Raw genomic sequence first — 18,951 nt, 5'->3', positions numbered from 1 at the left:
TATATCATTGTTTTTACAGGGCAGTTTTCCACTTCAGGCGGCGGGTATACGGACATGAGCGGGAACTTCATCCGTACAGCCCCCTGGTTGAACTCACAGCGCGTGCGTGGCTACCTGTTCATCGCAGCCGCGGCAAATATCGCGCTGATTGTCTGGTTGCTGGCCACGGCGCGAGCCGGGGTGGATCGCAACGGGTTTCTGATCGGAACTGATTTCATCAGCTTCTGGACATCGGGGCGGATGCTGCTGGCTGGCCAGAATGTCTATGACATGGCGGCGCACATCGCGGCGCAGCAGCAGTATTTCAAAGCTGCCGATGGCTTCACGGCATTTTTCTACCCCCCAACGTTTCTGCCGTTCGTGGCGCCACTGGGGGCGCTGGGGTATTTCCCGGCGCTGGCGGTGTGGATCGCGTTGACCGGCGGACTGTATCTGGCGGCGGTGCGCGGGTGGATCGGGCAAGTGGGGGCGGGGGCGCCGCTGTGGTTGCTGGCGCTGGCATTTCCGCCGGTCGCGATCACGATCACGCATGGGCAGACTTCGTTCCTGCTCGCGGCCTTGCTGGGTGGGGGTGCTTTGCTGGTGAGGGACCGGCCGGTCGCGGCGGGGATATGTTTCGGGCTGGCGACGATCAAGCCGCAGTTCGGTTTGCTGATCCCCATCGTTTTGTTGCTGACGGGGCAATGGCGGGCGATCGTGTCGGCGGGGGCAACGGCGCTGGCGCTGGCGGCGGTTTCCACACTGGCTTTCGGAGCCGATATCTGGGCAGACTGGTTTGCGATTAGCGATCGGGCCAGCACAGCGATGGCGACAGGTGCGGTCGGCTATGGCAAGATGATGAGCGCCTTTGCCGGTGTGAAGCTGTTGGGAGGCAACACCGCAGCGGCCTATGCCGTGCAGGCGGCAGTCAGCCTTGCGGTAGTCGCCACGCTGATCGCGGTCGCATTCCGCAGGAAATACGATCCTGGTATCGGCGCGCTGATGCTGGCAGGCGCACAGCTGGCGACCCCGTTCGTGCTCGATTACGATATGGTGATACTGGCGTTTCCACTGCTGTGGCTGGCGGCGCAGCCCGACCGCGACTGGCAGCGGATCGCGATCCTGTTCGCCTTTGCCGCGCCGATTTTTGCCCGCCCGCTGGCATTGGCGACAAGCGTACCGATCATGCCAATCGCGATGGCCGTGCTGTTCGCGGTTATCGCCCGCGCGATTCTGGCAGAGCGGGGAAGCGCTGACGCAGCGCCGACCTGAGCCGCCTCAGGCGTCGATCATTTCGCGGTCGAATTCGCCAGCGTTGTTCTGGATGAAGTTGAACCGGTGTTCCGGGTTCCGCCCCATCAACTGATCGACCAGTTCCTTCACCGCATGCCGTTGTTCGTGTTCGGCGGGCAGCGTAATGCGGATCAGGCTGCGGCTTTCTGGGTTCATCGTGGTTTCGCGCAATTGCTGGGGGTTCATTTCACCCAAACCCTTGAACCGGCTCACTTCGACTTTCTTGCCTTTGAACACCGAAGCTTCCAGTTCCGCCCGGTGGGCATCGTCGCGGGCATAGACGCTCTCTTTCCCGGCGGTGAGCTTATAGAGCGGCGGCTGCGCGAGATAGAGATAACCGCCGCGCACGACTTCGGCCATTTCCTGAAAGAAGAATGTCATCAACAGCGTAGCGATATGCGCGCCGTCGACATCGGCGTCGGTCATGATGATGATCCGGTCATACCGCATGTTTTCCGGGTCGCAATCCTTGCGGGTGCCGCAACCCATTGCCAGCGCGAGATCCGCGATTTCGCTGTTGGCGCGGATCTTGTCGGCGCTGGCGCTGGCGACGTTGAGGATCTTGCCACGGATCGGCAGAATGGCCTGCGTCTTGCGGTTGCGCGCCTGTTTGGCGCTGCCGCCTGCCGAATCGCCTTCGACGATGAACAGTTCGGTTTCGCCGTCGCCTTCGCCCGAACAATCGGTCAGCTTGCCGGGCAGGCGCAGCTTCTTGGCATTGGTGGCGGTCTTGCGTTTGACTTCGCGTTCCTGCTTGCGGCGCAGGCGTTCGTCCATCCGCTCCATGACACTGCCGAGCAGCGCCTTGCCGCGATCCATATTGTCGGTGAGGAAATGGTCGAAGTGATCGCGCACCGCGTTTTCGACCAGACGGGCGGCTTCGGGCGAGGTCAGGCGATCTTTCGTCTGGCTTTGAAACTGCGGGTCGCGAATGAACACGCTCAACATGATTTCGCCGCCGGTCATCACATCGTCGGCAGTGATTTCCTTGGCCTTCTTCGCGCCGGTCAGTTCACCGAAGGCGCGCAGCCCTTTGGTCAGCGCGGCGCGCAGGCCTTGTTCGTGGGTGCCGCCATCGGGGGTGGGCACGGTGTTGCAATACCAGCTCGTCGCGCCATCGGACCATAGCGGCCATGCGATGGCCCATTCAACGCGGCCCTGTTCGTCGGGGAAATCCTGCGATCCGGCGAACGGCTGGCTGGTGACACATTCGCGCGCGCCGATCTGTTCGGCCAGATGATCGGCCAGACCGCCGGGAAATTTGAACACCGCCTCCGCCGGAACATCGTCGCTGGCCAGACTGGCCGCGCATTTCCAGCGGATTTCGACACCTGCGAACAAGTATGCTTTCGAGCGCGCGAGCTTGAACAGGCGTTTGGCGCTGAACTGCCGATCCCCGAAAATCTCGGTATCGGGCACGAATGTCACGGTCGTGCCGCGGCGGTTGGGGGTGGGGCCAAGCTCCTGCAACGGCCCTTGCGTGACACCGCGCGAAAACTCCTGCGCGTAAAGCTGGCGGTCGCGTGCGACTTCGACGCGGGTATATGAACTGAGCGCGTTGACCACCGACACGCCGACGCCGTGCAGCCCGCCGCTGGTGGCATAGGCCTTGCCCGAAAACTTGCCGCCCGAATGGAGCGTGCCAAGGATCACCTCCAGCGTCGATTTGCCGGGGAACTTGGGATGTTCGCCCACCGGCATCCCGCGCCCGTTGTCGGTGATGGTCAGCCGGTTGCCCGGTTCCAGACTGACTTCGATCCGCGTGGCATGGCCTGCCACCGCTTCGTCCATCGAGTTATCGAGCACTTCGGCGGCGAGGTGGTGCAGCGCGCGGTCGTCCGTCCCCCCGATATACATACCGGGGCGGCGGCGGACAGGCTCCAGCCCTTCGAGCACTTCGATAGAGGAAGCGTCGTAGTCACCGCTGGAGGCCGGTGTGTTATCGAACAGGTCGTCTGACATACCGCCAGCTATAGGCTGCGGTTTCGCGCCGCTTCAAGCGGCACGTGGCGTTCGGGGGGAGTTATCGTCAGCCGCCGAACTTGCCGGGTGCCGGGGAAATGATCACCACTTTGCCATCCTGCACCTGCCGCACTTCCATCGCGCGTTCCGCCACGTTGTTGCGATTGAACCGGAATACCCCGTCCAGACCGAGGAAACCGTCGGGGCTGCGAAGGGTCGAAATCGGGAATTTCCTGCCCGGTTTCCAATCGCGCGCGACCCGCAGCGTCAGCAGCACGGCATCGTAACCGAGGGTGGAGATACGATAAGGCTGCTTGCCGAAGCGGGTGTTGTAGCTATCCGAAAAACGTTTGAACCGGCTGTCCGATACGGCGGAGAACATCGCCCCGCGCAGCGCCACTGCCCGTGTTACGCTGGAATCGCCGCTCCACAATTCGGTGCCCAGCAATTGCGTGGTCCCGGTGCCGCGCGGGCGCAGAACGCCCGCAGCCTGTGCCGCGAGGCGTGGGCCGTCCGCGATCAGAACGGTATCGAACCCGCCGCGTGATTGCAGACGGGTCGCTGCACTGACGATGGAGGTATTGCCGCGCGCATATGTTTCGGAAGCGACCATCGTGCCGCCACTGCCCGCCACTGCGCTGGACAGCGCGGCAGCGGCCCTTTGCCCGTAATCGCCATCGGGGATGATCGCGGCGAAGCGGGTGGCCCCACGGCTGCGGGCGTATTTTACCGAACGTTCGATTGACTGGCCCGGCGCGATGCCCATCACGAACACATCCGGCCCGGCAACGGCGCTGTCGTTGGAGAAGCTGATGAGCGGCACATTGGCGCGCCGCGCCTCGACCAGAACCTGCGGCACGTTGTCGGCCATCAGCGGGCCGAGGATCACGCTGTTGCCATCGGCAATCGCCTTCGCCGCCGCACTGCGCGCATCGGTCCCGGTGTCGTATGTGGTGATTCGCAGGTTCGATGCATTGGTATCGAGCAGCGCCATCGTGGTGGCATTGGCGATGGACAGGCCGACATCGCCGTTGGTCCCGGTGGTGGGCACCAGCAAGGCGACACGGTGGCGGGCATCGTCGGTGGGCAACGTGGTTGCGCTGGGTTCGGGGGTCGGAGTCGGGGTAGGGCCGGTGGTGTTCGGTCCACCGCCGGGAATGACCTTACAGCCCGCCAGCAGCAGGGCAGAGCCTGCCACCATCAGCTTGCGCCGATTCATTTTCCATCCGTTCATGCTTGCCGCTCCCCGCGTATCTGGTCCATGAGGCCGAGTTGTGTCCCACCACTCCACCAAACCTCTCTCTCCCGGCCTCTATATAGTCGCGACCCCGATTGGCAATCTCGGTGACGTGACTTTGCGCGCAGCGGAGGTGTTGAAAGGCTGCGATGCCATAGCGTGCGAGGATACGCGCGTCACCGGCAAGCTGATGAAACATATCGGATCGGCTAAGCCGCTGTGGCGCTATGACGATCATGCCAGCGAGCGGGATCGCGCGCGGATTGTGGAGGCGGCGCGGACGCAGGCGATTGCTCTGGTCAGCGATGCGGGCACGCCGCTGATTTCCGATCCGGGATACCGGCTGGTGCGCGATGCGCGCGAGTCGGGGGTGGCGGTCACGTCGCTGCCCGGTCCGTGTGCGGCGGTGGTCGGGCTGACGCTGTCGGGCTTGCCGAACGACCGCTTTCTGTTTGCCGGTTTCCTGCCATCGAAGGACAAGGCGCGCGGCGATACGCTGGCATCTTTGGCGCAAGTCGATGCCACGCTGCTGTTTTACGAAACCGGGCCGCGCCTGACCAAATCGCTGGCGGCGATTGCCGATGTGCTGCCGGGCCGCAACGTATCTGTGGCGCGAGAGCTGACCAAGCTGCACGAAGAATGCCGCACCGGCGCCGCTGCCGAACTGCTGGCGCATTACGAGGCGCATCCGCCCAAAGGGGAAATCGTCCTGATGATCGCTCCGCCGGAAGAGGTCGCTGTCAGCGAGGACGATGCCGAGAGCATGCTGCGCGAAGCGCTCGAAACGATGAAAACATCGCAGGCCGCCGCCTTCGTCGCGAAGGAAACGGGGATCGACCGCAAAGTGCTCTATGCGCGGGCGATGGAGCTGAAGCGCCAGTGAAACGCCAGCGAGCGGAACGCGACGGCAGGCGGGGCGAACGCCGCGCCGAACTGTACCTGATGGCCAAAGGGTGGACGATCCTCGACCGCCGCCGCAAGACCCCGGTGGGCGAAATCGACCTGATCGCGCGCCGTTTCGGCACTGTCGCGTTTATAGAGGTGAAGTGGCGCAACCGCGCGGAAGAGCTGGCCTATGCCGTCGATGCCCACCGCCTGCGCCGGGTAGCGGCGGCGACTGAAGCCGTCGCGCACGAGTATGTTCGCGAAGGGGAAGATATGCGGATCGACGTGATCCTCCTTGCGCCGGGCCGCTTGCCGGACCACATCGTCAATGCCTGGATGCCGTAAAGGCCCGAAACGAAGGAAATACCATGCCCTTGCGCGTTGCGGTTCAGATGGACCCGCTCGACACACTCAACATCGCCGGCGATTCAAGCTTCGCCCTGATGCTCAGCGCCCAGCAGCGCGGGGCGAGCCTGTATCACTACGATGTCGGATCGCTGACGCTCGATGCCGACGACCGCCTGATTGCCCACGCCAACCCGGTGACGGTGCAGCGGGTGGAGGGCGACCATTTCACGATGGGCGAAACCCAGCGGATCGACCTGGGCCGCGATATCGATGTCGTGCTGATGCGGCAGGATCCGCCGTTCCACATGGGCTATATCACCGCCACGCACCTGCTCGAACGGATCGAGGGGGAAACGCTGGTGGTGAACAACCCCGTCTCCGTCCGCAATGCGCCGGAAAAGGTGATGGTGCTCGATTACCGGCACTTTATGCCGCCAACGCTGGTCACCCGCTCGGTGGACGAAGTGCGCCGGTTCCAGCGCGAACATGGTGCTGTGGTGGTCAAGCCGATCCACGGCAATGGCGGCAAGGCGATCTTCCGCGTTCCGGCCGACGGCGATAATCTGTCGGCGCTGTTCGAGGTGTTCAACCAGACCTGGCCCGAACCGCACATGGTGCAGCCGTTCCTGCCCGAAGTCGCGCAGGGCGATAAGCGCATCGTGCTGGTCGATGGCGAAGTGGCCGGAGCGATCAATCGCAAACCGGGCGAGGGGGAATTCCGTTCCAATCTGGCGGTCGGCGGCAGTGCGGAAGCGACCACGCTGACGCCGCGCGAGGAAGAAATCTGCGCCGAGATGGGGCCGCGCCTGAAAGAGCTGGGCCTAATCTTCGTGGGCATCGATGTGATTGGCGGACAGTGGCTGACCGAAATCAACGTGACCAGCCCGACCGGGATCGTCGCTATCGACCGTTATAACGGCACGGACACCCCCGGCATGATCTGGGATGCGATCGAAGCGCGACTGGCCTGATCGCTTTCAAACGGCGGACAGAGCGCCGCCGGAAGATTTTCGGAGAACTTCACGGTGAACCGCGCGTTGCCCGAGCATGCATGATCTGATCATCGAAGCGATCCGGTTGGGCGGATACTGGGGCATCTTCTTCCTGATGGTGCTCGAAAACGTCATTCCGCCGGTTCCCTCCGAAGTCATCATGGGCATTGGCGGCGTGCTGGTGGCGCGCGGTCAGATGGATTTCTGGCCGCTGCTGTTCTGGGGCACTGTTGGTTCGACACTGGGCAACTATGCGTGGTTCTGGGTGGGGGAGAAGTGGGGCAGGCACCGGCTCGAACCCTTCATCGCCCGCTGGGGTCGCTGGCTGACGGTCGAGTGGGAGGATATCGAGCGGGCCATCGCGTTCTTTCGCAAGCATGGGCAATGGGTGGTGTTCGCCTGTCGGTTCAGTCCTTTCCTGCGCACGATGATTTCGCTCCCTGCCGGGCTGGCGCGGATGAATGTGTGGCGGTTCCTGATCTTCACCTTTGTCGGCGCGGCGATCTGGAACACGCTGCTGATCTGGGGCGGGACATGGCTGGCCGGCGTAATCGGGCAGTATGAAAACGCGGCGCAATGGGTGATCGCCGGTTTGGTCGTGTTGTCGCTGATCTGGTATGGATATCGCGTTGTCACATGGAAACCGCGCCATTTGCGGTAGTGGGTGGCAGCCTGGTTCACACGAAGGCGCGAAGGCACGAAGTGGGTTTGATTTGCGGGGCGGTGTTCGCCGCCACTGTGCGTATCCCTCGTAATTCGTCATTGCGAGGAGCCGCAGGCGACGTGGCGATCCATCGACCGAGGCCTGCCTCTGCCACAACCGTTGCGATGGGCGGAAGCGTGGGGTGCTGGATTGCTTCACTGCGTTCGCCATGACGAACGTGTCGGTGAGGCCTGAGCCTAATCCTTTTCGCGCGGGTGGGCGTTGCGGTAGGTGTCGAGCAGAGTGGCTGCATCGACTTTGGTGTAAATCTGCGTCGAACCCAGACTGGCGTGGCCGAGCAGTTCCTGCAAGCTTCTGAGATCGGCACCGGCACCCAGTAAATGTGTTGCGAAACTGTGCCTTAGCGCGTGCGGGGTGGCGGTTGACGGCAGGCCGAGCACAACACGCGCGCGCGCCATCGCCTTTTGCACCATGCCTTGCGAAAGGGCGCCGCCCTTGGCCCCGCGAAACAATGGCCCATCGTTATCAATGGGATAGGGGCATTTTGCGGCATAGTCGGCGATCGCTGCGCGCACGATGGGCAGCAGCGGGACGATCCGCTGTTTCCCCCCTTTGCCAGTGACTTGCAGCGTTTCGCCGGGTGGCAGGTCGCTGCCTTTCAGCGACAGCGCCTCGGCAATACGCAGGCCCGCGCCATACATCAGGTAGAGCACGGCACGGTCGCGCGATCCGATCCACGCTTCACTGGCATCGCCCGCGATCAGGTCGGCAATATTGCTTATATCGTCGGGGGTTATCGGGCGCGGCAGACCTTTTTTGAGGCGCGGGCCGCGCAATCGGGGCGGAGTGCCGTCGCGCCCGGTCTGGCTGCGGGCGAAGGCGACAAATCCTTTCAGCGCCGACAGTTCACGCGCGGTGGAGGCGTTGGACAATCCGTCCGCTCGCCGCGCGGCGAGCTGGCGGCGCAAGTCCGGCCCTTCCAGCGCGGCGAGGGCATCGAAGTCAACGATTCCAGTCGCTTCTAGCAGGCGATTGGCCGCCGCCAGATAGGCCCGCACGGTATGCGGAGAGCGCCGCCGCCCGTCCGCCAGATGGTTTTGCCACGCTTCGAGAAGGTCGGCCTTGCTCACGTCGTAACCAGTTCTTCGCGCACCAGTTCGCCCAGCAAGGCATCGAGCAGCGGCATCCCTGCTTCGGTCACGCCGATCCGGCTATCCTGCTGCCACACGAGATCGAGCCCACGATAAAAGTCCACCCGATCATGATCGATCAGGTCGGTGGGCGGCAGGGCAAAGCGCGCAGAGATATCCGCCAGATCAATGCCTTCTGTCAGGCGCAGGCCCATCAGCAACGCTTCACTGGCCTGTTCGCGCTGGCCCAGAATGCGCTGTTCGCCAATGCCGTGGCCCGATCTGGCGATCTCCGTCAGCCAGTTTTCCGGCTTCTTATGGCGCACCGTGGCCACGCCATTGCGCCTGCCATGTGCGCCGGGGCCGATGCCTGAGTAGTCGTGATAGCGCCAATACGTCAGGTTATGCCGACTTTCCGACCCGCAGCGCGCGTGATTGGACACCTCGTATGCCGGTAAGCCTGCCTGTTTTGTCAGTTCACGTGTCAAAGCGAACAAATCGGCGGCTGGATCGTCATCCAGCGGCACGAATTCGCCGCGCCGCACATCGGTGGCGAAACGGGTGCCGGGTTCGATGGTGAGCTGGTAGAGCGAGAGGTGATCGGTGCCCAGCGCCAGCGCGGCCTCCAGTTCGTGCCGCCAGCCATCGGCGGTCTGGCCGGGGCGGGCATAGATGAAATCGGCGTTGACCCGTGAGAAGCAGGCTTGCGCGGTGGTCAGCGCGGTCAGCCCTTCGGCGGCATTGTGCAGCCGTCCGAGAAAGCGCAGCGCCGCATCGTCGAGCGATTGCAGGCCGAGCGAGACGCGGTTGACCCCGGCAGCGGCCAGCCCGGCGAACCGATCCGCCTCCACCGAAGAGGGGTTGGCCTCCAGCGTGATTTCGATCCCCTCGGCAAAACCCCACAATCGCTCCGCTTCGGCCAGCAAAGTGGCAACGAGCGCAGGCGGCATCAGGCTGGGCGTGCCACCGCCGAAGAAGATCGACGCCAGCGGTTCGCCCCCGGCCAGCGATGCCTCGTGCCGCATGTCGGCCAGCAGGGCATCTTGCCACAGGGCAATGTCGACTCCTTCGCGCACATGGCTGTTGAAGTCGCAATACGGGCATTTCTTCAGGCAAAATGGCCAGTGGATATAGAGCGCTTGGGCCATGTGAGCTTTCGCAGTCACCCTTCAGAATCGGTTAAACGATTGAATGCATTATACCATACTATGAGGACGAGACGGGTCGCCACAGTCATAGCGGGCACAGCGGCGATTGCCGCCACTGCTGCAATCGCGGTGTTGCCGCAGGTCGCGCATTCGCAAGGTGCGGTCAACGCCTTTGCCGCGCGCCTGCTGGCATCGCACAATGCGGAACGCGAACGGATCGGGCGCGCACCGCTCAACTGGTCGCAGAAGCTGGCCGGCGAGGCGCAGGTGTGGGCGCAGCGACTGGCACGCGATGGTCGGATGTATCACGCATCGGCGCAGCAGCGCGGCGGTGCGGGCGAGAACCTGTGGATGGGCTATGCCGGATACTATACCCCCGAAACGATGATCGGCGCCTTTAATGCCGAGCGCGCTCAGTTCCGGCCCGGCAAATTCCCCGATGTATCGCGCACCGGCAACTGGGCCGATGTGGCGCATTACACGCAAGTCGTGTGGCCCGGCACGCAAGAGGTCGGCTGCGCGGTCGCGCGGGGAGGGCAAAACGACTTTCTGGTGTGCCGATACTGGCCTGCGGGAAATATCTGGGGCGCACAGGTGGAGTAACTCTCGCGCTTCCGCGCCGCTCTTCGTTGCGAGGAACCGTTAGGCGACGTGGCAATCCATGGAGCAAAGCTTGCCTCGATTGCAGCTGTTGCAATGTGCGGGGGCGGGTGGCAGCTTGATTCACACGAAGGCGCGAAGGCACAAAGTGGGTTTGATTTTGGGGGTGCTGTCGATGGTTGGTCGATACAATCGAACGTACTCCCCGGCCTCGTCATTGCGAGGAGCGCAGCGACGCGGCAATCCATGGGCCGCCCTTTGCGCTCAATAGAACGGTTGTGATGAGTGAGTGGGCGGGGGGCGTGAAACCGGAGCCCGCACTTTCTTTATCCACCATCTCTGACGTCACCCCGGCCAACGAGCCGGGGTCCAGCTTCTTCTGGCGCTGCGCGCGAAGGTAAGGCGGGGCCGCGGATCAGGGGCCGGGGCGACGGGGGAGAGAGATATGGCCTCTCCGCTCCCCAACCCTCCCATCAACCGCCGAACTGATCGGCCACCAGTTTGGCGAAAGCATCGGCGCGGTGGCTGATGCGGTGTTTTTCCGCCGGATCGATCTCGGCAAAAGTCTGCTCGCGGCCATTGGGCACGAACACCGGATCATATCCGAAGCCGAGGGTGCCGCGCGGTGGCCATGTTAGCGAACCGTCGATCCGCCCTTCGTACACTGCATATTCGCCATCGGGCCAGGCGAGGGCGAGGGTGCAGGAAAACCATGCGTCGCGCGGGGTATCCGGCCCGTTGGCCTGCAGCAGCCCTTCGACTTTGCCCATGGCCATGTACCAGTCGCGGCCCGGCTCGCCTTCGAACCACTGCCGCTCCGCCCAGTCGGCGGTATAGACACCGGGGCGCCCGCCCAGCGCCGCGACCGACAGTCCGCTGTCGTCCGCCAGCGCCACCAGCCCCGATGCCTCCGCCGCGGCGCGCGCCTTTATCAGCGCGTTTTCGACGAAAGTCGTGCCGGTTTCCGCCGGTTCCGGCAGGCCGAGCGATCCCGCGCTGACGCATTCGACCCCATAGGGATCGAGCAGCGCAGAAATCTCTTTCAGCTTGCCTGCGTTATGCGTGGCGATCACCAGCTTGCCGGAACCGATACGGCGGGTCATTTTACCGCGGCATCCTGTGCCTTGAAGATTTGCGCGCAGCCGATCTGAGCGAGGCGCAGCAGGCGCAGCAGCCCTTCCTCGTCATAAGTCGCGCCTTCTGCGGTGGCCTGCACTTCGGCAATCTGGCCGCCTTCGATCAGCACGAAATTGGCATCGGCATCGGCGCTCGAATCCTCGGCATAGTCGAGGTCGAGCACCGGAGTGCCATCGCAGATGCCGCAACTGATCGCAGCGATCTTGCCGGTGATCGGGTCTTCTTTCAGCGCGCCGCTGGCCAGCAGGCCGTTGACCGCCAGACGCAGCGCGACCCACGCGCCGCTGATCGATGCGGTGCGGGTGCCGCCATCGGCCTGCAACACATCGCAATCGAGCGTGATCTGGTGTTCGCCCAGTTTCTTCAGATCGACCACTGCGCGCAGCGAGCGGCCGATCAGGCGCTGAATTTCCTGCGTCCGTCCGCTCTGCTTGCCCTTGGCCGCTTCGCGCTGGCCGCGGGTGTGGGTGGCGCGGGGCAGCATCGAATATTCGCCGGTGACCCAGCCTTCGCCTTTGCCGCGCAGCCAGGGGGGAAGGCGATCTTCCACACTGGCGGTGCAGAGCACCCGCGTATCGCCGAACGATACGAGCACGGACCCTTCCGCGTGTTTGGTGAAGCCGGTTTCGATGGTAATGGCGCGCATTTCGTCGGGCGCACGGCCGGAAGGTCGCATGAAATATCCTTTTGTTGAGTCGTGGCATCGCGTTAGGCGCTTGCCCCTTGAGGCTGCAAGGGTAGCGTATAGATAAGACATCATGCAGACACCGCCTGTCACCGAACTATCCACCCGTGCCCGCGAGATTTTCCGTCTCGTGGTCGAAGGGTATCTCACCAGCGGCCAGCCCGTTGGCTCCAAAACGCTGGCCAGCGACGGCGCGCTGAACCTGTCGCCCGCGTCGATCCGTTCGGTACTGGCCGAGCTGGAGGGGCTGGGCCTGCTGGCTGCACCACATACCAGCGCGGGGCGGATGCCGACCGAAGGCGGGCTGCGCCTGTTCGTCGACGGGATGATGCAGGTGGCCGAGCCGAGCGATGCCGAACGGCAGGCGATTGAACGCCGCCTGTCCGCGCCCGGCCCGATAGAGGCGGCACTGGAAGCGACCAGCGCGATCCTGTCGGATATTTCGGGCGCAGCGGGCATGGTGATGGTGCCGCGCCGCGAACCCCGGCTGGCGCAATTGAGTCTTGTTCCGCTTTCTCCCGATCGGGCGCTGGCGGTGCTGGTGGGCGAAGATGGCGGGATCGAAAACCGGATTGTTGCGCTTTCTTCACCCGTGGCGGCCAGCGCGCTCGAACAGGCGAGCAACTATATCACCTCGCGCCTGAGCGGGCGCACTCTGGCGCAGGCGGCGGCGGCGATGCGCGCCGAACTGGCCGATGGTCGTAGCCAGCTGGACGAGGCAAGCCGCGATCTGGTCGAACGCGGGCTGGCGGTGTGGAGCGAAGACGCCGCGCGCCGTCCCGTGCTGATCGTGCGCGGGCAGGCCAATTTGCTGGATGAGACCGCGCTGAGCGATATCGACCGGGTGCGTTCGTTGCTCGACGATCTGGAGAGCAAGCAATCGGTGGCCGAACTGCTCGATTCGGCGCGCGATGCGGATTCGACGCGGATTTTCATCGGCAGCGAGAACCGGCTGTTCGCGCTCAGCGGATCGTCGATCATTGCCTCTCCTTATCGCGATCGCGATGGAAAGGTAGTTGGTGTATTGGGGGTGATCGGCCCGACGCGGTTGAATTACGCGCGCGTCGTCCCCATCGTGGATTTCACCGCCCAGTCTCTGGGCAAACTTATCGGTTAGCTGGACGATTTTGAACGACATGGAAAACGATAAAACCAACCCGCAGGATGCGGCGATGGAAAAGGAACTGGATGGCGTGCCGGAAGAATTCCTCGATAAAGGTGACGCCGATGGCGCGGACGACGACAGCACTTCGCCGCTGGAAGAAGCGCTGGGCCGTTTGAAAGACGATCTGGAGGCCGCCAAGCAGGAAGTGCTCTATGCCAAGGCGGAAACCCAGAACGTCCGCCGCCGGATGGAGAAGGATGTGGCCGACGCGCGCGCCTATGCCGCGACCGGCTTCGCCCGCGACATCCTCAGCGTGGCGGACAATCTGACCCGCGCAATCGAAGCAATTCCCGCTGAACTGCGCGAGGAAGAGCGGTTGAAGGGTCTCGTCGCCGGGATCGAAGCCACTCAGCGCGAAGTGGAAAAGGTGTTTGCCCAGCACGGGATCAGCCGCATCGCATCCAAGGGTCTGCCGCTCGACCCCAACCAGCATCAGGCGATGATGGAAATTCCGACGGACGATGCCGAGCCGGGCACCGTGGTGCAGGAAATGCAGAGCGGGTGGATGATCCGCGACCGCCTGCTGCGCCCGGCAATGGTCGGGGTGGCGAAAAAGCCCGACTAAGCGCTCGCCCGGTGGTGCGCCTCGCTCTCTGTTTGCTGACAGCCGCCGCTGCCGTTGCCGCCACTTCGGCGCCGGTGGCGGCGCAATCTGCAGATGGTCCGGCTATCCCAGCGGGATGGGTCGAAGATATGCGCGCCAGTGGCGATCTGACGGGCGACGGTCAGCCGGAAACGGTGCTGATTATCCGCGCCATCGATCCTGCGCGGGTGATTGCCAACGATGGTTTGGGGGCGAATAGCCTCGACACCAATCCGCGCCGGTTGCTGGTGTTTGAAAAGGCCGCTGGCGGTTTTCGCCAGATCGCCGCGGGCGACCATGTGGTGCCGCCGTCCGGCAGCGAAGACACGCCGTGTCTGGTCGATCCGCTGGAGGATGGCGGGCTGTCCGTCTCGCGCCGTGTTCTGTCGCTCAATCTGCGGTTCTGGACTTCGTGCGGAAGCTGGGGGACATCGGGCAATACCTACAAGTTCCGGCTTGAAGGCAATCGGTTCCGTCTGATCGGCTTCGACAGGACCGAATTCATGCGGAACACAGGGCGTGGGCAACAGGTCAGCGTCAATTTCCTGACGCTTCGCAAGAAGACTTCCCCCTATTCCATTGAGAGCGATGCGCCGGGCAAGGCGCGCTGGAGCTCGATCGAGCCCCAGCGCTATTACCTCGACACTCTGGACATTGCCGAATGCCCGCAGATAGATCGAGAGACCTATTTATGCTGACCTGATGGTCAGCCGACGACCTGTTCGCGATTTTCGTCGCGGTGTTTCTTCAGGTATTTCATGAACGGCGTGCCACCGGTGCCGACATCGGGATCGTTGCCCGCTTCGCTGCTCATCTGTTTGTTGATGTAGCTGGCGGCATATTCCAGATGCCGGGTGCGGAACCGCGCGGCCTGCTGGACGCAGGCATTGAATGCGTCTTTCAGCGATTGCTTGCCGCTCGCTTCCACGAAAGTCCGCAGCGTCGATTGCGCGGCGAGGTCTTCGATAAAGCGGCGGTGCTGCACCGGGCGATAGTGGTGCAGTTCGTCGAGGAACGATTTCAGCGGGTCTGCGCTATGGCGCACCTGAAACAGCGCATCCATTGCCGGGACGATGCTCGACTGGCTGCCGGTCTGCCCGCGCAGGGCCTGTGGCTTGCCGCCGAACTTCTCGATCCCGTCGTAGATCAGCCCGCCATCCAGCGCGGGGTTGTTGGCCCAGCCGTGGATATAGGGGCGCACCCGGTGGAAATAGATATACGGGTCGCAGCGTTCGCCCATGCGGGCAAAGTGGCCGTAAATCCGTTCCCACGCCTGATCCATTTCGATCAGCAGCCGCTCCGCCTCGGCCGCGTCGCCTTGTTTCGCGACAGTGACCAGCTTCGCGGCGTTGTCGAGCAGGACGCCCGCCTCGGCCTCGATCGCGACGTGGATCATCACGAACCAGTTCTCGTCGTCCCCGCCGACGAAGTTCTGGTACATGTAGATATTATCGAGCGTGATCGGCCCGGACTTGTCCAGCCGTGCCCAGTTGTCGAGCACATAGCCCGAATAGGGCAGCAGCGGCGCCTGACCCAGCCGGTCGGAGATAGCGACCATCGGACGGGCGAGATTGGCGGGCAGGTGAGCGGGGGCCTGCGCCTCTCCCCAGACATAGGACTGAACCAGAAAGCTGTAATGCACCATCGCGGTGCGGACTTCTTCCTCCGCCGCTTCGCGCGCCCAGTCGGCAATGTCGGGATCGGGCAACTGGTCCAGCCAGTGGCGGACCCGGCCCGACGACAGCAGGCCGGAGAGGTTTCCGGCGGCTTCGACCACAGGGGCGAACTGGCCGGGGAGGGTGATCGTGTCGATTTCGTAATGCGAAAGGTAGCCGCGTTCCCGCGACATTCCGTAGTCTTTAAGCTCCATGTTGAGAACCATTGGCCGGGCGCGGGTTGGGCCGCCCGGACAACCGGATCGTATCAACTGAAACCGGGTTGAGCAAGGAACCTGGTCAAACCGTTCAAATACGGCGCATATGGCCGCGAAGCGCAGACGCGAATCGTTTAGGGGTCAGCGCACAGCGCCTGTGAAGTTCACAAGCACATCGTAAGCCGCCTTGTCGGCCACGCCCGCCAGTTTCGCGCCATTGCGTAGCAGGAAGGCGTGTTCGACAATTCGCGCCTGTTGCTCGATACCGTATTTCTCCAGCCGCCATCCCGGCTTGAGCGCATAATCGTATCGCGCCCACGGCATCCGGTGGAGCATCAGATACCATTCGCCGTGCGTCTGGGTCTGCCACACATGGGTCATCTCATGGATGAAGTGCGCCTGCAGGTGCAGCGGCGCAGTGGCGAAATCGTCGCAATAGGCATTGCCGAGTGGGTGAAAGTGCAAGTGGCCGCGCGGTGCCATCGTGACCCCGCGCGGCTGAAACGGAAAGAACTTGCGCCGCCGGATGGTGACCGGGGCATAATCGATGGCATGGCCGAAAATCGTGCGCGCCAGCGCGACTTCTCCGGCGGTCAAACGGCGCTCGCCGCCTGCGGGGCATGCGAGCGCCTCGCTCATATCAGCTTTCCGAACCGGCGGCCTTCACTTCGGCAGGGAAGGTCTGGCTGGCGCCGCCAGACACGGTGATCGTGACGTTGACCTTGTCCCCCGGCTTGAGATCCTTCGGCGGGTCCATCACCATCAGATGCTTGCCGCCGGGCTTGAATTCGATCTTGTCGCCTTTCTTGATGGGCACCGGCAGCATGTCCATCATCTGCACCTTGAAGTCATATTCGCCATAGTCGTGGAACATGGCTTTCTTGGCGCCTTCGACCGCGCCGCGATCAAGCGCGAACGAGTCGTCGCCATCGTAAGCCAGATCGAAATAGACCGCCGCCGGGTTGCCGGGTACCGCGTTGAGCACCATGCGCGCGTTGCTGATAGTCAGCCCCGGAATGCCCGATTGGGGCGTTTCAGTTGTTTTTTCAGCGGTTTGCGTGTCGTTTCCGCAAGCGGTGAGACCCAATGTGCCTGCCAGCAATGCGGCAGCGAAAAGCGACTTGTTCATGACCATTTCCCTCCAGTCCGAGATTCCTCGTTCCGTAACGCTCGCACTCCCTTGTGCCAAGGAAAAGCAACCCTATATCGCCCGCATCCACTGAGCTGCCGACCGGCCCTGCTTGATAGCAAGGGGGCCAGATGGCGGTGTCCAACACTAGGAAACGAATAGGGAAATCATGGCCAAAGTTATCGGTATCGACCTCGGCACCACCAACTCGTGCGTTGCTGTCATGGATGGCGGCAAACCGAAGGTTATCGAAAATTCGGAAGGCGCGCGTACCACGCCTTCGATCGTCGCTTTCACGAAGGACGGTGAACGCCTTATCGGTCAGCCTGCGAAGCGGCAGGCGGTTACCAACCCCGACAACACCGTGTTCGCGGTGAAGCGCCTTATCGGCCGCCGGTTCGACGATCCGGTGACGAAGAAGGATACCGAGCTGGTTCCTTACACTATCGTGAAGGGCAAGAACGGCGACGCATGGGTGAAGGCCGGATCGGAAGATTACTCGCCCAGCCAGATTTCCGCTTTCATCCTTCAGAAGATGAAGGAAACCGCTGAAAGCTACCTCGGTGAAACGGTTACGCAGGCGGTTATTACCGTTCCCGCATACTTCAACGATGCCCAGCGTCAGGCCACCAAAGATGCCGGCCAGATCGCCGGTCTGGAAGTGCTGCGTATCATCAACGAACCGACCGCGGCCGCGCTCGCTTACGGGCTCGACAAGGACGACGGCAAGACCATTGCCGTGTATGACCTTGGCGGCGGTACGTTCGACGTCTCGATCCTCGAAATTGGTGATGGCGTGTTCGAAGTGAAGTCGACCAACGGCGACACTTTCCTGGGCGGCGAAGATTTCGACACCGTGATCGTCGAATATCTGGCAGACGAGTTCAAGAAGAAGGAGAACATGGATCTCCGCACCGACAAGCTCGCTTTGCAGCGCCTGAAGGAAGCTGCCGAAAAGGCGAAGATCGAACTGTCGAGCAGCCAGCAGACCGAAATCAACCTGCCGTTCATCACCGCGCGCATGGAAGGTGGCAGCACCACTCCGCTGCACCTGGTCGAAACGCTGACCCGTTCGAAGCTCGAACAGCTCGTCGGCAATCTGGTCAAGCGCACGCTGGAACCGTGTAAGAAAGCGCTGGCCGATGCCGGTATCGACAAGGGCGGTGTGGACGAAGTGGTCCTCGTTGGCGGTATGACCCGCATGCCCAAGGTGCGCGAAGTGGTCGAAGAGTTCTTCGGCAAGAAACCGCACACCGGTGTGAACCCCGATGAAGTCGTCGCCATGGGCGCGGCCATTCAGGCGGGCGTGTTGCAGGGCGACGTGAAAGACGTGCTGCTGCTCGATGTGACGCCGCTGTCGCTCGGTATCGAAACGCTGGGCGGTGTGTTCACCCGCATGATCGACCGTAACACCACGATCCCGACCAAGAAGAGCCAGACGTACTCGACCGCTGAAGACAATCAGCAGGCGGTTACGATCCGCGTCTTCCAGGGCGAGCGTGAAATGGCGGCGGATAACAAGCTGCTGGGTCAGTTCGACCTCGTCGGCATCCCTCCGGCGCCGCGCGGCGTGCCGCAGATCGAAGTCGTGTTCGACATCGACGCCAACGGCATCGTCAACGTCAGCGCCAAGGACAAGGGCACTGGCAAGGAACAGCAGATCCGTATTCAGGCCTCTGGCGGTCTCAGCGATTCCGACATCGACCAGATGGTGCAGGACGCGGAAAAGTTCGCGGAAGAAGACAAGAAGCGTCGTGCCAGCGCCGAAGCGCGCAATCAGGCCGACAGCCTTGTCCATGCAACTGAAAAGCAGATCGAAGAACACGGCGACAAGATCGACGCCGATCTGAAGGGTCAGGTCGAAGCGGCGATTGCCGAAGTGAAGACCGCTCTGGAAGGCGACGATGCCGATGCGATCAATGCAAAGGCGCAGGCGCTGACCGAAGTTGCGATGAAGATGGGTCAGGAAATCTACAGCAAGGAACAGGCCGCCGGTGCCGATGCCTCTGCTGCGGACGCCAAGACTGACGAGAACAAGGATGACGATGTCGTCGATGCCGAGTTCTCCGAAGTCGACGAAGACGGCAAGAACTGATCGCTATAATGGATAACCTCGCCGCCGCCGGTGCACTCCGCATCGG

Annotated in this window: 19 protein-coding genes; 10 read left to right on the top strand and 9 right to left on the bottom strand. The window is 62.9% G+C overall.

Features of this window, described 5'->3' with window-relative positions; translation table 11 throughout:
* Nucleotides 1-54 precede the first annotated feature (54 nt).
* The gene (locus CV013_RS12840; RefSeq protein WP_102156095.1) at nucleotides 55-1,251 is read left to right on the top strand and encodes a glycosyltransferase family 87 protein; all 1,197 of its coding nucleotides are present in this window, start codon (nucleotides 55-57) and stop codon (nucleotides 1,249-1,251) included.
* 6 nt (nucleotides 1,252-1,257) lie between these two features.
* Here the strand turns inward: CV013_RS12840 and parE are convergent, their stop codons facing one another.
* Both parE and CV013_RS12830 read right to left on the bottom strand, forming a co-directional pair.
* Complete coding sequence (gene parE / locus CV013_RS12835) at nucleotides 1,258-3,234, bottom strand: DNA topoisomerase IV subunit B (protein ID WP_102156094.1); 1,977 nt, start codon at nucleotides 3,232-3,234, stop codon at nucleotides 1,258-1,260.
* Between the two features lie 67 nt (nucleotides 3,235-3,301).
* A complete protein-coding gene (locus tag CV013_RS12830) occupies nucleotides 3,302-4,468 on the bottom strand; it encodes a penicillin-binding protein activator (protein WP_102156093.1) in 1,167 nt (388 codons plus the stop codon).
* 40 nt (nucleotides 4,469-4,508) lie between these two features.
* Here CV013_RS12830 and rsmI point away from each other — a divergent pair, with 40 nt between their 5' ends.
* The 4 genes from rsmI to CV013_RS12810 all read left to right on the top strand — a co-directional run bounded on the left by rsmI (nucleotide 4,509) and on the right by CV013_RS12810 (nucleotide 7,357).
* Nucleotides 4,509-5,354 (top strand): 16S rRNA (cytidine(1402)-2'-O)-methyltransferase, encoded by an 846-nt coding sequence (gene rsmI / locus CV013_RS12825; RefSeq protein WP_102156092.1) that lies wholly within the window; start codon nucleotides 4,509-4,511, stop codon nucleotides 5,352-5,354.
* A complete protein-coding gene (locus CV013_RS12820) occupies nucleotides 5,351-5,701 on the top strand; it encodes a YraN family protein (RefSeq protein ID WP_102156091.1) in 351 nt (116 codons plus the stop codon). The genes rsmI and CV013_RS12820 overlap by 4 nt, the downstream gene beginning before the upstream one ends.
* A gap of 23 nt (nucleotides 5,702-5,724) precedes the next feature.
* The gene (gene gshB / locus CV013_RS12815; protein WP_102156090.1) at nucleotides 5,725-6,675 is read left to right on the top strand and encodes a glutathione synthase; all 951 of its coding nucleotides are present in this window, start codon (nucleotides 5,725-5,727) and stop codon (nucleotides 6,673-6,675) included.
* Nucleotides 6,676-6,751: 76 nt separating this feature from the next.
* Entirely contained in the window at nucleotides 6,752-7,357 is a 606-nt protein-coding gene (locus tag CV013_RS12810; protein WP_102156089.1) for a DedA family protein, read from the top strand.
* 239 nt (nucleotides 7,358-7,596) lie between these two features.
* On the opposite strand, the gene CV013_RS12805 is transcribed toward CV013_RS12810, so the two are convergent.
* Entirely contained in the window at nucleotides 7,597-8,490 is an 894-nt protein-coding gene (locus CV013_RS12805) for a tyrosine recombinase XerC (RefSeq protein WP_102156088.1), read from the bottom strand.
* Complete coding sequence (hemW, locus tag CV013_RS12800) at nucleotides 8,487-9,638, bottom strand: radical SAM family heme chaperone HemW (protein WP_102156087.1); 1,152 nt, start codon at nucleotides 9,636-9,638, stop codon at nucleotides 8,487-8,489. The genes CV013_RS12805 and hemW overlap by 4 nt, the downstream gene beginning before the upstream one ends.
* Before the next feature lie 60 nt (nucleotides 9,639-9,698).
* On the opposite strand from hemW, the gene CV013_RS12795 reads away from it, so the two are divergent.
* The gene (locus tag CV013_RS12795; protein ID WP_102156086.1) at nucleotides 9,699-10,241 is read left to right on the top strand and encodes a CAP domain-containing protein; all 543 of its coding nucleotides are present in this window, start codon (nucleotides 9,699-9,701) and stop codon (nucleotides 10,239-10,241) included.
* Nucleotides 10,242-10,711: 470 nt separating this feature from the next.
* Here the strand turns inward: CV013_RS12795 and rdgB are convergent, their stop codons facing one another.
* Complete coding sequence (rdgB, locus tag CV013_RS12790) at nucleotides 10,712-11,341, bottom strand: RdgB/HAM1 family non-canonical purine NTP pyrophosphatase (protein ID WP_102156085.1); 630 nt, start codon at nucleotides 11,339-11,341, stop codon at nucleotides 10,712-10,714.
* Entirely contained in the window at nucleotides 11,338-12,051 is a 714-nt protein-coding gene (rph, locus tag CV013_RS12785; protein ID WP_102156084.1) for a ribonuclease PH, read from the bottom strand. Before rph ends, rdgB begins: the two co-directional genes overlap by 4 nt.
* A gap of 82 nt (nucleotides 12,052-12,133) precedes the next feature.
* Between rph and hrcA the strand changes: the two genes are divergently transcribed.
* Genes hrcA through CV013_RS12770 form a run of 3 tightly spaced genes read left to right on the top strand, consistent with a single transcriptional unit; the run spans nucleotide 12,134 to nucleotide 14,506 of the window.
* A complete protein-coding gene (gene hrcA, locus CV013_RS12780; RefSeq protein WP_102156083.1) occupies nucleotides 12,134-13,177 on the top strand; it encodes a heat-inducible transcriptional repressor HrcA in 1,044 nt (347 codons plus the stop codon).
* A 19-nt stretch (nucleotides 13,178-13,196) separates the two neighbouring features.
* Nucleotides 13,197-13,790, top strand: a complete 594-nt coding sequence (locus CV013_RS12775) for a nucleotide exchange factor GrpE (protein ID WP_102156082.1) — start codon at nucleotides 13,197-13,199, stop codon at nucleotides 13,788-13,790.
* Complete coding sequence (locus CV013_RS12770) at nucleotides 13,727-14,506, top strand: hypothetical protein (RefSeq protein WP_190276538.1); 780 nt, start codon at nucleotides 13,727-13,729, stop codon at nucleotides 14,504-14,506. Before CV013_RS12775 ends, CV013_RS12770 begins: the two co-directional genes overlap by 64 nt.
* Nucleotides 14,507-14,514: 8 nt before the next feature.
* Here CV013_RS12770 and CV013_RS12765 read toward each other — a convergent pair whose 3' ends face one another.
* The 3 genes from CV013_RS12765 to CV013_RS12755 form a co-directional block, all read right to left on the bottom strand.
* Complete coding sequence (locus CV013_RS12765; RefSeq protein WP_102156080.1) at nucleotides 14,515-15,678, bottom strand: PrnB family protein; 1,164 nt, start codon at nucleotides 15,676-15,678, stop codon at nucleotides 14,515-14,517.
* A gap of 144 nt (nucleotides 15,679-15,822) precedes the next feature.
* Complete coding sequence (locus CV013_RS12760) at nucleotides 15,823-16,320, bottom strand: vgr related protein (protein WP_102156079.1); 498 nt, start codon at nucleotides 16,318-16,320, stop codon at nucleotides 15,823-15,825.
* A gap of 1 nt (nucleotide 16,321) precedes the next feature.
* Nucleotides 16,322-16,810, bottom strand: a complete 489-nt coding sequence (locus tag CV013_RS12755) for a copper chaperone PCu(A)C (RefSeq protein ID WP_102156078.1) — start codon at nucleotides 16,808-16,810, stop codon at nucleotides 16,322-16,324.
* Nucleotides 16,811-16,979: 169 nt separating this feature from the next.
* On the opposite strand from CV013_RS12755, the gene dnaK reads away from it, so the two are divergent.
* Nucleotides 16,980-18,905: a molecular chaperone DnaK gene (dnaK, locus tag CV013_RS12750; RefSeq protein ID WP_102156077.1), complete on the top strand. Its 1,926-nt coding sequence runs from the start codon at nucleotides 16,980-16,982 to the stop codon at nucleotides 18,903-18,905.
* The last annotated feature ends 46 nt before the right edge of the window (nucleotides 18,906-18,951 follow it).

The organism is Tsuneonella flava, from assembly GCF_002870965.1.
Lineage (GTDB): Bacteria > Pseudomonadota > Alphaproteobacteria > Sphingomonadales > Sphingomonadaceae > Tsuneonella > Tsuneonella flava.
This window is presented reverse-complemented; position numbering and strand designations above follow the sequence as displayed.